The following is a 12396-nucleotide window of genomic DNA, read 5'->3' as shown; positions in this document are numbered from 1 at the left end:
CCGCGATATGATACGAATGTCGGAACCGGGACACTAGGCAGGGATCGTCGATTAACCCGTCATTGGCTGTCTGCCAAGAGCGGTAAGGGCCGGAGGCGGTCCCTTGCCTCGTCGGATTTTACCAAACTACGATAAAGTTGTGGGTTTGCTTGCCAAAATCCAAAATCTCCGTCATGGGATTCCGGTGCGCCCGACCGCCGCATTGGGGACCAATTTGGGCGGCAAGCGTCACGAGCGGTATCGTATCCGACAGGACTTGCCGGGCCGGAGTTAGGCGAGGACTTGCAAAGAGTTGGGCCGGAACCAAATCGGGGAATTTATGCGTCAGGTGCTTCAGGGTCAGTTTGCGGTGTTGCGCACTTTCATTGTTCCGGGACTAGCCCTGATGCTCGGGATCGGCGGCGCGCTCGCCCAGAGCGGGCAGCCCGCCAACCCGGACCAGTCCGGCAAACCTGCAGCGGGTGCTGCGGACGCAGCCAAGGATAGCCAGCGAAAAACCGACGAATTTGCCGAAGCGGCCCAGGCCATCAACGGCCCGGCCGGCAACCCCGAATGCGTCTGGCTCGGCCGGCGCGTGGTTCGCCTGATGTGGCGCGATGACCTCGATACGGCCTTCCGCCACCTCGATCTTTACGACCGTTTCGGCTGCCCGGGCGGCCATGTGCAGGCGACCTTCCGTTGCCTGACCCGTTTCGGCGCCCAGATCGACGACAAGGTGCCAAAGAGCCTGGATGACCGGGTGCACGCCTGCTGGATCAATCCGAATGCCCAGCCGCAGGCCGCCGCCGCTCAACCCCCTGCCCCTGCGACGACCTCGGGTAACGCCGCGCCGGCTGCCGCAGCCGCACCCCCGGCTCCCGCCGCGAAATAACGTCCGAACAGCATGGCTTAAGGCTTGGCGCCCTTAAAACGCCATCGCGCCATACCAGTTGTTAAGTTGTTAAATCGCGTGGCAGGATTATCCTGAGAGTCGCTTCCATGCCGGCCGAACCTCGGGGACGGGTTCGCTCTATCCCACTGTATGCCCCTAATGGTTAGTTGCGATGCGCGCCGTCGTCGCCGTCTTGTTGTTGGTTGCCGCCGCTCACGCCGCGCTCTGGGGCTTTTTTCAGGAAAAAAAGCAGGCTCCTGACTTCCGCGGAATCCTGCCAAGCGTGTCCTATGCGCCGTTCGAAGGAACCGCGCATCCCGATGTCGACAACATCCCGACCGTGGAGAAAATTCGCGACGACCTGAGAAAGCTGTCGTCGATCACGCGCGCGATCCGCCTGTATTCGTCGACCGGCGGCGTCGAACTTGTTCCGCCGATTGCCGCCGAATTCGGCCTGAAGGTCACGGTCGGCGCCTGGATCGACAAGAATTCCGATCGCAACGAGCGCGAGATCGATGCCGCGATCAATCTCGCCCGCCGCAACAGCAATGTCATCGGCGTCGTCGTCGGCAACGAAACCGTCTACCGCGGCGAGCAAAAGCCGGAGGACCTGATCGAGCTCATCAAGCGGGTCAAGAAATCCGTCAACGTTCCCGTGACGACCGGCGAAATCTGGAACATCTGGCGCGATTATCCGGACCTCGCTTACTCGGTCGACTTCATCGCTGCGCACGTGCTGCCCTATTGGGAATATTTCACCGACACCCAGGCGGTCGATCAGGCGGTCGATCGCTATCAGCTGTTACGGGATCAGTTCCCGGGCAAGCGCGTCATGATCGCCGAGTTCGGCTGGCCGAGCGCCGGCTACAATTTGCGCGGCGCCTTTCCCGGCTCATTCGAGCAAGCCGTCGTGCTGCGCAATTTCGTCTCGCGGGCCGAGGCGATCGGGATGGATTACAACATCGTCGAGGCGATCGATCAGCCCTGGAAATTCTTCGAAGGCGGCGTCGGTCCCTATTGGGGAATCCTGAACGCGGCGCGTGAACCGAAATTCAGCTGGACCGGTCCGATCGTCAATCCGGACTACTGGAAGCTTGCAACCATCGCCGTCCTCGTCGGCATCCTCATGTCGCTGCCGATCCTGCGGCTGGCGCAGCCGACCGTGCTGCAAGCGCTGACACTGTCGGCCGCGGCCAGCGGCGTCGGGGCCTGGGCTGCGACCGTATTTGCCTATTGGACCGGGCACTATTTTGTCTTCGGTTCGGCTTTCGCGCTCTCGCTCGGTTTGACCCTGCTGGTGCCGCTGGTGCTGATTGCGATGGCGCGGGTCGAAGAGATCGCAGCCGTCGCCTTCGGCCACAAGCCGCGGCGGCTGATCCTGAAGGGCGAACCGACCGTACCCGCGACCATCGGCGGCAGCGTGAGTTTCCCGAAGGTCTCGATCCATATTCCGGCCTATTTCGAGCCGCCCGAGATGCTCAAAGCGACGCTCGATGCGATCGCCAGGCTCGACTATCCGAATTTCGAATGCGTTGTCATCATCAACAACACGCCCGATCCGGCGTTCTGGCAGCCGATTCAGGACCATTGCCGCGGACTTGGCGAGCGCTTCAAGTTTATCAACGCCGAGAAGGTTCAAGGCTTCAAGGCCGGCGCCCTGCGCATCGCCATGGAGCGGACCGCTGCCGATGCCGAGATCATCGGCATTCTCGATGCGGACTATGTCGTGGGTCCGGACTGGTTGAAGGACCTGGTCCCTGTATTTGCCGATCCGCGCGTCGGTCTGGTGCAGGCCCCGCAGGAACATCGCGACGGCGACCGTTCGCTGATGCACTACATCATGAACGGTGAATATGCCGGCTTCTTCGACATCGGCATGGTTCAGCGTAACGAGGAGAACGCCATCATCGTGCATGGCACGATGTGCCTGATCCGTCGCGCGGCGATGGACATGGCGGGCGGCTGGTCCAGCGACACGATATGCGAGGACTCCGATCTTGGCCTCAACATCATCGAGCACGGCTGGCTGACGCACTACACGAACTATCGCTACGGCCACGGCCTGTTGCCGGACACCTATGAAGCGTTCAAGAAGCAGCGCCATCGCTGGGCCTATGGTGGCTTCCAGATCATTAAGAAGCACTGGCGGCGTTTCCTGCCCGGCGCGAGCCGGCTGACGCGCGATCAGAAGCGCGAGTTTTCGCTGGGCTGGCTGAACTGGCTGGGCGCCGAGACGCTGGGCGTCGTGGTTGCGATCCTCAACCTGATCTGGGTGCCGATCGTCGCCTTCGCCGATATCGCCATTCCCGACCGCATTCTCACATTACCCATCATCGCGGCGTTCGTCGTGACGCTCGCGCATTTTCTCATCCTCTATCGGCTGCGCGTGCCGGTAAAATGGGGACAGATGTTCGGCGCCATGATCGCCGCCATGAGCGTGCAGTGGACGGTCTCGCGGGCGGTGGCCCAGGGACTGATTACCGAACATCTGCCGTTCGCGCGCACCTCCAAGGGTGGCCTGTCGCGGATGTCGATCGAGTTTCAGGCGTTTTGGGAGGCCGTGATCGGCGTGCTGCTTTTGATTGGCGCGACCGTGCTCGTGGTCACCAACAATTCCAAGCAGATCCGCGAAATCTATATCTTCGCTGGCGTGCTGGTGCTCGAGAGCCTGCCGTTCCTCTCGGCGGTCGCGATCGCGATCCTGGAGAGCTCCCGGATCAACTCATTCAAGTTCTGGCACGATGCAGGCGTCCGCACCGCCGAGTTGATCGGCCTGCGGCCGGTGGCCCTGCCGTCCGTCACCGCTCCTCCTCAGCCGGTCCCAAACGAGATCCGCTCCGAGGCCAGCTGAGAGCCAACAGGCGCGCGCCTCTGCCCCGGTCAGGGGAACCGTTCGTCGTGAACTGTTGCGGTTGGGTTACAGTCGCGCATCGAAAAGCCCGTTAGGCTGCATGCGTCGGTTTATTTGATTCACAATTTAAGAGTTTATTATGAAAAAAGCGGTTGTGGCAGCGGCTTTGCTCGCAAGCAGCGCGGCCAGCGTTTTAGCTGCTCCTCCATCCCCACCATCTTCTCCCGGTTGGACCGGCACTTATGGTGGCGTTCAGGGCGGTTAGGGCTGGGGCTCATCCAGCCAGACCGATCCAGGCATTCCAGCATTTTCAAGCTCCGAAGGCAGTACTGAAGGTTCTCCCGCTGATGGCCGCTATAAGATGCGCGGCGGATTGTTCGGCGCCTCGCTGGGGTCCAACTGGCAAAAGGGGCCTTGGGTCTATGGCCAGGAAGGCGATCTGTCCTGGTCCGATCTCCGCGGCAGTTCGAACGTCTGCGGTCCATTGATGGTGACGCCGCATCCTTGCGGAACCAACCTTGACGCACTCGGCACCTTCCGCGGCCGCATCGGATACGCAGCCGGCGCAGGTGGCAACTGGCTTCTCTATGCCACTGGCGGTCTCGCTGTTGGCAACATCCACGGCTGGGACGCGCTGACGCCGTCCGGGGATTAAGATGAGGCGCAGCGACGGTTCAATCTGGCGCGGTAATGGTGGCAAACATCAAGGTCGAGAGCCAGGACGATCTCATCTATAAAAGCATGCTCGCAATGATCTATGAAGATGGCCATAAACAATACCTGTGTCACGCCATGTACGAGGGGCAGTTCACCTCGTGGTCGGTCGCAACGGACTTCGCGGGCATGAATAGCCATCGGATGGTAGCCTAGTCGCGAACCCATCCAGCGCTCGAAGACCTTCGACGGATGAGCGACGGCGCCTCGGCTTGAAATAAATAGCCGCCAGTGCCCTGAGACACTGGCGGCTTCCTAGTCCGTTGCGGAGCACTTTGAACAAACGCCCTCGCAAATCAGCTCCCTCTATCAAGAGGTAGATAGCTTGCTATTCCTTCGAGGAAGTGGAGGAAACGGAACACGACTGTTCTATTCGGCAACCACCCGGGGCGAACTGCGGGTGCCAACGTAGATCCCCCCTTGGGGGCGGAACCGGCCGCCTGTTGATGCGTTGGTATTTGTTGCAGGAGGTTCTTATGAATCACCGACGCAGCCACAGAACAGCAGTCATTATCTTTGCAGTCGCCCTAGCTGTGGTAGTTGTGCTGGCGTTTGCCACGACGTTGCATGACGTGGACACGCGAGTTGCTGACAGCGCGACACCGCCCGGCACTGTTGGTCTTGCCAAACCGCACAAGCCGCTTGATGTTGCACCGGGTCAGGCAAATCCCGTTATTGCCGCAGGCTCCTGCTAATTCACGTTGATCGACCCACAGGAGTCTGCGCGATCCATCGCGGATTAAGGGCGAGTCACGCCGTCGCTAACCCGCCATATTTCATCATGCAGCCTTAGCGACTTTCTCCGATCCCGCCTGTTCCATGGCGCGCATGTAGAGATCAAGCAGACTCTCGCGCTCGTCACGCTCTTCCTGGTCCTGCTTTCGCAGCTTGATGATCTCCTTGAGGATCTTCACGTCAAACCCCTCACCTTTGGCCTCCGCAAACACCTCTTTCTTCTGTTCGTTCAATTCTTGCAGTTCGGTGTCAATATTTCCGATCCGTTCGATGAACGCGCGAATCTTGCCGCCGGGAATGGTGACGTCAGACATGGTGCCTCCCTGATAATGGAAGCGCGAAAATGACCGAAAACAAATAACCAATCTCTTAACGTGAGTAGCAATGCCGAAAGGTGCCTGAAGGTCGTCAGGTTTCGCGTCAGCGCACCTATAAGACCAACAGAAAAAGGTAATACAAGGCATAGCCGCACTCGACGAGCACCACGACCATGGCGGTGACTACTATCGAATAGGTGACAAAATGCATTGCGAGCCCGGCCCAAATGACAATGTCGGCCTCGTATCTCCGCGGGACCGGAAAATTCCTCACTCAACATGTGCGATTGATTTGCTACGGTCCGATATTGAGTCCGTCGCCGATTATCGTCAAGACTCTTCACAGGCGTCGCGGCGGACTTTGAAAGCCTGAGTTTTTTCTGCCACGCTTTGGACGTTGCTGGAGCGGCATCCGCACGGATGCTGAATTCATGCCGCAAGGATCTTCAATCCCCAGTATGCGACGACCACGGCAAGGACGACACAGGCTGTTAGCAAGACAGTCTCGAGGGCCGAGAGTCTCATTGGACTTCTCTCTATTGCCCACCCCGCTAGGAAGCTAGGTGATTCCACCTCGATGCGTCTACTCGTCTGACTTTAGGAAGGTCGCGAGTCACACGTTCTCCCCAAAGACCCGCCGGCAGTAACCCTGCCGGCTCTAAGACAGTTTCCTAACCAACCCTGAGATTTTCCGCGGATGTTTTTCCACGGTTCTCCGTCTCTTCGTAACTCACCTTGGCACCCTCATTGAGGCTGGTCAGACCGGCCTTTTCGACAGCGGAGATGTGCACGAATACATCTTTGCCGCCCAATTCGACTAGCGAAACTTGCCTTTCGGCAACTTCTCCGGACTAGCGAGTTTTTCCCCGCACTGTGCTGGCAATTGCTACAAACAAGCTGACGGACCCGCAGGCTTGGATGGCGGTGGTGTTTTTCGCGGCGGTCGGAATCCTGGATAGCTGGTAACGCGGCAAGGATCTGAAGCGTTCGCAAGCCAGACTGCACCACGGGCTCCCCGACTGCCTGATTTGCTTAAAAATCTATCCCCTTCCCCGGGGAAGCTTGTCGCGGGCGCGCAACCCGAGATAGCGTGTAGGCGCCGCGATTCTCGGCAACCAGCGGAGACACACGATGGGCGATATTAAGAGGCGGTCGGGTGCAGATAGGCGAACCACAAAGGAACGACGGTCTGGAATAGACACGCGCTCTGAAGAAGAAAAGCGAGTAATAGGTGAACGCCGATCCGGAGTTGATAGGCGATCAGCCAAGGATAGAAGAGCCAAGACTTAGCCAACATTTTGGCCGCAGGGCACATCTCCAGCGAGCGAATCGGCCTAGCTTCGTGATGCCGCCTCTTGGCGGCCTCTCCCTAAACTTGGCACCCGTCGCGAATGGCGGGCTCTTTTCGAAGCCCCTTGGGCGGCCTTCGCGCGTGCAGTATTGCCTTCGACCTGAGGTTACGCTTGGTTATGCTGCATAGAAGGTTGTGAGATTGCTACCTGATGCCGGGAATCATGGGAGAGTTTTCATCTGACTGCAATCACAATAAGTAAAATGGTGGCTGCACAGCGGCAGCTTCGAACGTCGATCAATTTGTGGTTTGACGATGATGGTGACGTCGTCTCGATACACACGCTTGCTTTCGCCGCTTATGAAATTTTCCATGCCATTAGCGAGCACCGCAACCCTTACAGGCGCGATCTGATCTTTGACACGTTTCTGATCAAGGATGAATTTCGTAGCGACTGGAACAAGCTCGTGAGGCGCGATGCCAATTTTTTTAAGCACGGGGACCGCGATCCGGAAGCAACGCTGAATTTCGATCCTGAGTTTTCCGAATGGTTTATCCTGTATGCGAGCGTCGCCCGTCAGCTTTGCGGAATGGAACAGATAAGCGAAGAATCTCTTTTCCTATGGTGGTTCCAAATCAATAGACCCGACTTTCTGACCGACGCCGGTAGGACGTTTGTTGCCGAACGGATTCCAGCCGCCAATCTCGCAAGCATCAGGCAACTTACGAGGAGCCAGTTCCGGAAAGGGTGGCAGCTGGCTAAACTCAGCGGCAAAACACCTATAGTAGAGCTTTCTTGATCGTCGATATCGCCCCGTGGCGATCGGTGGTGCTCACGAACTGATCTAGCGAAATCCCTAGCGGCTTCCTCCCGCGCGCGATCAACTGAAAAAGACAACGATTGGGTTAGGTCAGTGGTGCTGCTTGTGCCGACTCGTTTCGGCAAATCTTGCTGCTTTTCGAGCGTGCAGTATTGCCGGAATCAACGTCAGCGCGTCAGTGACTCAAAGGGGCAGTGGTAACCCGCCTTACGCTTCGCGACGTCTGCCAGAAAATAGAGCGACCACAACACCGTCACCGCAAGAACAACAGGGCGAGTGACAGCACGAGTGATCCGGCTGCATGAACCCCGATGCGAATGTGCGGAGCGTTTGCCGTCCAAGTCAGCACACCATCCTTGAGCAGGCTGGCACTGACAACGCCAATCAATACAGCGAGCGTTGCGCGGTCACTCTAAGATTAGCCCGGCGGAATCGTCCTGCCGAGATAGACGGCAACCGGCCCGGTCAGCGGCATGCCGCGCAACTCACTCGGCGATATCAGCCGTACGCCGATGATCTCGCGGTTGTCGAGCTGTAATTCGGGCAGCCGATCCAGTCGTAGTTCAAAGAAATGCACTTTATCTCCTCGCCCGTCCCAGAGGCCCCAGGCGTCGCCCACGGCGACCAGCGGGAATGCTCCGGCGAGGCCGATCTCTTCTGCCAGCTCACGCCGAGCCGCTTCTTCAGGCGTCTCACCCTGCCGGATAGTGCCGCCAGGGAAGTTCCATTCGATCCTATACGACGAACGCACCAGCAGTAGCGCCTGACCGACGTAGACAGCCACAAGCGCCCCCTCATGCTGTTGGTGCCGCAGTCGCCACCAGATGCGGGCAAGCGGGAAGCCGACGCGGTATGCCGTCCGCCAGGCAGCGTCGAGAAGCGTGGAACGTCGAGCTTGTCCAAGGTCTGACATGGATCAACCTCTACTACCGGCGTTCGGAAAGGACTGCGTCGACCTGCCGTCCATTCCTTTCGGGCCGCCTCGGCGCGTTTTTCCGTTGCTCCCGGCCCTGAGGTTGCGGAATACTCCGCCGCCTAGGAGCAAGCCTTTACGGTAACGATAATGCAGGACGAGGACATCAAGTTGCTTAGACGGATAGCAGCTGGCGGCGGACGAAAATACACCGCCGGCAATATTGATCGCAGCAGATACGATCGGCTGGTGGACCTAGGATGGCTGACGCCATTCAAGACCAACATTAGCGACGTCGAATATCACGTAACGGAGAAGGGCCGAGCAACGTCTACGGCCAACGTTCATGATTGAGGCCATCGGCCGCATGGTCGAGCTCAGGCTGAAAGCGGAGGGAAAGTGAAGAGGCCTCTAAAGGAATATGAGATCAGGCACCTCCTGCACAGAGCGTGGGCCGACGGCGGCTGGCAGCCTCGCCAAGTGTTCGCAACGCTTTGCAACTGGACCTCAATCGAGAACTCCGCGAGGCGCGCGGCGAGACCGTGAAGTATTTCTTCGCCGCCCTTATCCTCCAGGGGCTTCTCTGCCTCGTCTATACGCGCGTGCCTTCATGAAAGATATGCAGGCCTATTTCGCCGAAGACGATCGGCACAAGCGGGATGAGATTGCGCTTCGTGGCCTAGTGTCCCTAGCCGGCCGTAACGGCTTCGGTCCCGCGCTCACACAGCCGGTGCAGGCTTCAGGCCCGCCGACTTAACGCGGCGGGTTTCTCTTTTGGTGTTGTCGGGCGTGGCGAGTCGCTGCTGCCCTTCAAGGCGGTGCTGCTTTCGGAGTGCGCGCGCGGCCGAAAATCTGGCAGCCCAGCGCTGTTCGCACCGTCTTTCGATGTCCAAGGGGATATTGCTCATAACTGAAAAGCTCCGGGTTTTGCGGTCGCCCCCGGTCTAAAGCGTCAACGCGCGCGGGCCTCTAAAGGTCCCGGCCTTCAAGTTTTGATGGTCGGTTGATTATGGCAGGATTGTTCACTGGTAAGCGGACAGGCCGAAGCGCATCTTTGGAACATGTCCGAATCAGGTCATCGATCCTGTAGATGCGGCGCGGTTTATAACCGCAGCGAGCACATTGCAGAGGCTCGCGAGATCAGCAGCTTTGAATGCGCGGTGTGCGGCAAGACCATCGAGAATTGGAACTCCGCTTGGGTGCCTCGATATCGGTTCATCGCCTGTCCAGCTACGGAGAGAGTGCTGTCTGACGAATTAGGGAACTCGCCCTGTTAACCTTGCTTGTTCTTGCTTGTTCTCGGGGTCGCTGACGTTCGCTCGTCGCGACCTGCACGGTCGGTCGGCCGAGTCTTCCCCCAGCCAGGCCGGCCGTGCCCCTCTGAAGCAAACGAGGGTGTTGTGATTCCGCGGCGCCGATCGGCCTGCACGTCCAGCCCGCAAACCAAACACTCACCAGCGGCCTTCCTAGAGTCACCTAGGGCAGCCCGCCAGTGGCTGGATTGGAACCTAGCCTCGAAAGCCCGATTGGTTTTTGGGCCGCTGGTGTCCGCCGATGCCGCGACCTGCACGGCCGGCCGCGAGCTCCCCCTTAATAGCGCCGGCCGTGCCCACGAGCGTGCCGATACGATGTCCGCCGGCGGTAGGGCTGATCCGGAGCGCGCGCATTGCGCTGGCGCTGATCGGCCCGCACATGACAGCGAGCAAATCCGGACTCACCAGCGGCCTTCCTAAGTCATGGCGGGCTATCGGGTAGAGCGGCTCAATCAATCGCTGCTGTCCAAAAACGAGGATTAGGCAATTGCGAAAGCGACCACGCCAGAGAAAAGCATGACAACGCCGGCAACGGTCAGAGCGAGGAAGCTGTAAGAAGCAAATTCTTCACGCATGGCACACCACCTGTCGCCTGCCCCTGCGCAGAGCGGACGACTATGCGGCTGCACAGTCAAAGACTCGTTTCCCACAGACTTAGTTTGAATCCGGGTTGATGCTTTGATGCAACACCGCTGCGCTGTCGCTCCGAGGGTCATGGTGCAAGCAATCGGTTTGCAGACACAGCGCAGACACGCGGTCTGACCGAGTTTTTAGTATTCAGGTATAAGTATTTGATTTTATTGGTGAGCGCGCTGGGGATCGAACCCAGGACCCCGTGATTAAAAGTCGTACTTAGCGAAAAGTCGCCAATAGTCTTTTATTGTCTTTTGTAGTCCTAAGCCCTTCATCCATTGTGCGTTTTCGCATTCTGACTCATGATTATCAGGTCGCGGTGAGCCGCCGAAAGACGCGGTTTTGTAGCCCGCTTGTAGCCCGCAAACCTTGAGGCACCCATGGAGTTCACCAAACTAAACGTCAAAACGCTGCGCCCGCCGGAGGGCAAGAGCGACATCACCATCTTCGATGATGCCATGCCCGGCTTTGGCATCCGCTTCCGTGACGGTGGTGCTGGCACCTACGTCATCCAATGGCGCTGCAAGAAGACGAACAAGCCGGAGAGGCTCCCTTTCAACAAGGTCGCCAAGGTCGATTTGGTCGAGGCCCAAACATGGGCAAAACGACATTTCGAGGACATATCTCGTGGCGGCAACCCCGCCGCTGCGAAGCGCGAGGAAGCTGCCAAGGCCGCATCCAAGCAGACCATCGGCAAGATCGCACCGCTTTTCCTCGCGGCCCAAGAAGCCAAGGGCCGCACCCCGAACTACCTCGATGAGAACCGGCGCTCGCTGTTCCGTGTCAACAAAAAGGGCGAACAGGACGCCTACTTCAGCGAGATGCATCAACACGCGCCTGATGATGTGACACGGCGCATGGTGGCGACCGAGCTGAACGAGATCGCGGCTGACCACGGCCCAATCGCCATGAGCCGCTGCCGCGCGCACCTTCATAAGTTCTGGAACTGGGCCATCGCCCAAGGTTTCGTCGAGGGTGGCAACCCGGTCGCTGGCACCGAGAAGTTCAATCCGACGACGCGCGACCGGCAGCACAGCGAAGCCGAGCTGCGGACGATCTGGGCGGCGTCCGACGACGCCAACGACTACGATGTGATTCAGAAGCTGATCGCCCTTACTGCGGCGCGCCGGAACCAGATCGGCCAGCTCAAGCGCAGCGAGGTGAAGCGCAACGAGATGAAAATCGAACTGTCTGGACCCGGCCGGTCGAAAAACGGCACGACGTTCCTGCTGCCGCTTTCGCAGCAGGCGCTCGCCCTGATTAACAAGGTCTGGGATCGCCGCCAAGACGACACCGGTTATCTGTTCGGCGAAGGCGGTGACGGCGGCTTCTCCGGCTGGTCGAACGCCGCCATCGCCTTCAAGAAGCGGCTCGGCGACGACTTCAGGGATTACTGGCTGCACGACTTCCGCCGCACCTTCCAGAACGTCGGTCAGGACAAGCTGAAGATCGCGCTCCACATCACCGATGCATGCATGAACCACATCGCCGGAGAGGCGACGGCCGGTTCAAGGAAGCATTACAACTTCGCGCAATACTGGGACGAGAAGCAGGCGGCGATGCAGGTGTGGGGCGACTACATCGAATGCATCGTAACCGCCCAACAATCCCAACTTGATGAACGCACTGCTGCCTGATGGCGGAAGCTGGCGGAGATTAATGACGCTTGGCTTGATATGAAAGAGGCCGCCAATTGGGCGGCCTTAAATTCTTCGTTGTCGCCGGAGCGCGTCCCACACAGCAATGACCGTGATCGCGCTGGCGGCGAACCCTAGGAGCGCCAAGATGATGGCGAGGGTGTAAGTCATGGACACTCTCTTACGGAGTGAACAGTACCCTGTTTTCTCAGTCCGATCTGAGCAAAACAGACCACTCTGAAGCTGACGCGACCTTACTTCAAGGGCCGCAATTCACCAGTTAGGAGCTTTGCCACCTCG

Annotated in this window: 9 protein-coding genes and 1 pseudogene; 7 read left to right on the top strand and 3 right to left on the bottom strand. The window is 58.9% G+C overall.

The window, feature by feature from the left end; genetic code table 11:
- The first annotated feature begins 319 nt into the window (after positions 1 to 319).
- The 4 genes from BUA38_RS32605 to BUA38_RS32590 all read left to right on the top strand — a co-directional run bounded on the left by BUA38_RS32605 (position 320) and on the right by BUA38_RS32590 (position 4592).
- The gene (locus tag BUA38_RS32605) at positions 320 to 871 is read left to right on the top strand and encodes a beta-1-3, beta-1-6-glucan biosynthesis protein (protein ID WP_072824564.1); all 552 of its coding nucleotides are present in this window, start codon (positions 320 to 322) and stop codon (positions 869 to 871) included.
- Positions 872 to 1043: 172 nt separating this feature from the next.
- Positions 1044 to 3722: a glycosyltransferase gene (locus BUA38_RS32600; RefSeq protein ID WP_072824562.1), complete on the top strand. Its 2679-nt coding sequence runs from the start codon at positions 1044 to 1046 to the stop codon at positions 3720 to 3722.
- A 361-nt stretch (positions 3723 to 4083) separates the two neighbouring features.
- Positions 4084 to 4377, top strand: coding sequence for an outer membrane protein (locus tag BUA38_RS32595; protein WP_072824560.1), 294 nt, complete (start codon positions 4084 to 4086; stop codon positions 4375 to 4377).
- Positions 4378 to 4412: 35 nt separating this feature from the next.
- Positions 4413 to 4592 carry a hypothetical protein gene (locus BUA38_RS32590; RefSeq protein WP_072824558.1) on the top strand — a complete coding sequence of 60 codons (180 nt, stop codon included), beginning with the start codon at positions 4413 to 4415 and terminating at the stop codon, positions 4590 to 4592.
- A 623-nt stretch (positions 4593 to 5215) separates the two neighbouring features.
- Here BUA38_RS32590 and BUA38_RS32585 read toward each other — a convergent pair.
- Both BUA38_RS32585 and BUA38_RS32580 read right to left on the bottom strand, forming a co-directional pair.
- Positions 5216 to 5485, bottom strand: a complete 270-nt coding sequence (locus BUA38_RS32585) for a DUF2312 domain-containing protein (protein ID WP_072824556.1) — start codon at positions 5483 to 5485, stop codon at positions 5216 to 5218.
- A 674-nt stretch (positions 5486 to 6159) separates the two neighbouring features.
- A pseudogene (locus tag BUA38_RS32580) lies at positions 6160 to 6297 on the bottom strand (cold-shock protein); the annotation flags it as partial.
- 745 nt (positions 6298 to 7042) lie between these two features.
- Between BUA38_RS32580 and BUA38_RS32575 the strand changes: the two are divergent.
- Entirely contained in the window at positions 7043 to 7579 is a 537-nt protein-coding gene (locus tag BUA38_RS32575; protein ID WP_072824552.1) for a hypothetical protein, read from the top strand.
- Positions 7580 to 8018: 439 nt separating this feature from the next.
- On the opposite strand, the gene BUA38_RS32570 is transcribed toward BUA38_RS32575, so the two are convergent.
- Positions 8019 to 8513, bottom strand: a complete 495-nt coding sequence (locus BUA38_RS32570) for an NUDIX domain-containing protein (protein WP_072824550.1) — start codon at positions 8511 to 8513, stop codon at positions 8019 to 8021.
- 150 nt (positions 8514 to 8663) lie between these two features.
- On the opposite strand from BUA38_RS32570, the gene BUA38_RS32565 reads away from it, so the two are divergent.
- Entirely contained in the window at positions 8664 to 8867 is a 204-nt protein-coding gene (locus tag BUA38_RS32565; RefSeq protein WP_072824548.1) for a hypothetical protein, read from the top strand.
- Positions 8868 to 10839: 1972 nt separating this feature from the next.
- Positions 10840 to 12096: an integrase arm-type DNA-binding domain-containing protein gene (locus BUA38_RS32555; RefSeq protein ID WP_072824544.1), complete on the top strand. Its 1257-nt coding sequence runs from the start codon at positions 10840 to 10842 to the stop codon at positions 12094 to 12096.
- Positions 12097 to 12396 lie beyond the last annotated feature (300 nt).

Source organism: Bradyrhizobium erythrophlei (assembly GCF_900142985.1).
Classification (GTDB): domain Bacteria; phylum Pseudomonadota; class Alphaproteobacteria; order Rhizobiales; family Xanthobacteraceae; genus Bradyrhizobium; species Bradyrhizobium erythrophlei_B.
Note: the sequence above shows the minus strand (reverse complement) of the source record. Positions and strands in the feature narration are given on the sequence as shown.